We start from the raw sequence: 1,880 nt of genomic DNA on the forward strand, positions 1-1,880 counted from the left end.
TCCCCGTACGCGTCACCCTCAACCCCACCGAAACACTCACCCAACTGCTCACCCGCCTCCAGAACGAGCAGGCCGCCCTGCTCCCCCACCAGCACCTCGCCCTCGCCCACGTACAACGTCTCGCCGGACTCGGCGAACTCTTCGACACCGCCGTGGTCTTCGAGAACTACCCGATCGACCCTGACGCGCTGGAGCTGCCGGGCGCCGCTCTGCGCATCACGGGTGTGGACCCCCGCGACACCACGCACTACCCCCTGGCTCTCACCGCCCTCCCGGGCAGTCGGCTGTCCCTCGAACTGAGCTCCCGCCCGGACGTGTTCGACGCGGCCGCAGTCCAGAGGTGGGCCGACGGCCTGCGCCACCTGCTCGAAGAGACGGTGACCGCCCCGCACACGCCCGTGGGACGCGTCGACCCGCTTCCCGCCACCGAGCGTGCGCTGTTGCTGGAGATGGGTACCGGCATCACCCACCCCGTGGCACACGCCACCCTGACGGAGGTGCTGGCGGACCAGGTGGCGCGCACTCCGCAGGCCACCGCCGTGGTTTTCAACGGTGAGGCGATGACCTACGCGGACCTGAACGACCGCGCCAACCGCCTGGCCCGCCTGCTCATCAGCCGGAACGTCGGGCCGGAGGACATCGTGGCGTTGGCCCTGCGCCGGTCCGCGGACGCGATCGTCGCGATCTTCGCTGTGATCAAGGCCGGTGCCGCTTATGTGTCGATCGACCCGGACTACCCCGCCGACCGGATCGCGTTCATGCTCACCGACTCCAGCCCCGCGCTGGTGCTCACCGACACGGACACCAAGGACATCCTCCCGGCGGAGGTGACCGCGCCCGCCGTACTGCTCGACGGTGCGGACACCACCGGCCTGCTGGCCGGACTATCCGGCGTCGATGTGACGGACGCGGACCGGACCTGCCCGCTGCTGCCGTCGCACCCGGCTTTCGTGATCTACACGTCGGGTTCCACCGGCCGTCCCAAGGGCGTGGCGCTCGAGCACCGGGGTCTCGTCAATCTCTTCGACCACCACCGCGTCTCGGTTTTCAGGCCCGCCGTCGAAGCCGCCGGACAGGACAGGTTCCGGGTCGCGCTGACCGCGTCGCTCTCCTTCGACGCCACATGGGCCGAACTGCTGTGGATGCTGGACGGGAACGAGCTCCATCTCGTGGATGACATCGTGCGTCGCGACGCCGAGGCGCTCGTCGCCTACGCGGCAGCGCACCGCATCCATCTCCTCGACACCACACCGTCGTTCGCCGAGCAGCTGGTGGCGGTCGGCCTGCTGGAGGCCGACCACAAGCCGCGTGTCCTGCTGCTGGGCGGTGAGGCCGTCGGCGCTTCGCTGTGGAACGCGCTGCGCGGGGCTTCCGGCCTGGCCGCGTACAACTTCTACGGTCCCACGGAAACCACCATCGACGCTGTCTACAGCCCTCTGAGCGCCTCGGCCACGCCGTCCATCGGCCGTCCGGTGGGGAACACCCGGCTGTATGTGCTGGATGGTGGTCTGATGCCGGTGCCGGCGGGTGTGGCGGGTGAGCTGTATATCGCCGGTGAGGGATTGGCCCGGGGTTATCTCAATCGGCCCGGGCTGACGGCGTCACGTTTCGTGGCCGATCCGTTCGGGCCGGCCGGCTCGCGTATGTATCGCAGCGGTGACGTGGTGCGCTGGACCGACGAGGGTGAACTCGTTTTTGTGGGACGTGTCGATGACCAGGTCAAGCTGCGCGGTTTTCGCATCGAGCTCGGTGAGATCGAAGCCGTGCTCGCCCGCCATCCCGACGTCGCCCAGGCCGCCGTCATCGTCCGCGAGGACCAGCCCGGCGTGAAGCGGCTGGTCGCCTACATCGTTCCCGCCGCAGAGGCGGACGGCCCAGAG

The 1,880-nt window shown here is 69.2% G+C and carries 1 protein-coding gene; it reads left to right on the forward strand.

The window, feature by feature from the left end:
* Positions 1 to 1,880, forward strand: a 1,880-nt coding sequence (locus ACZ4M5_RS34670; protein ID WP_467743082.1) for a non-ribosomal peptide synthetase, incomplete at both ends; no start/stop codon positions are given.

The organism is Streptomyces sp. NPDC026246 (genome assembly GCF_055567995.1).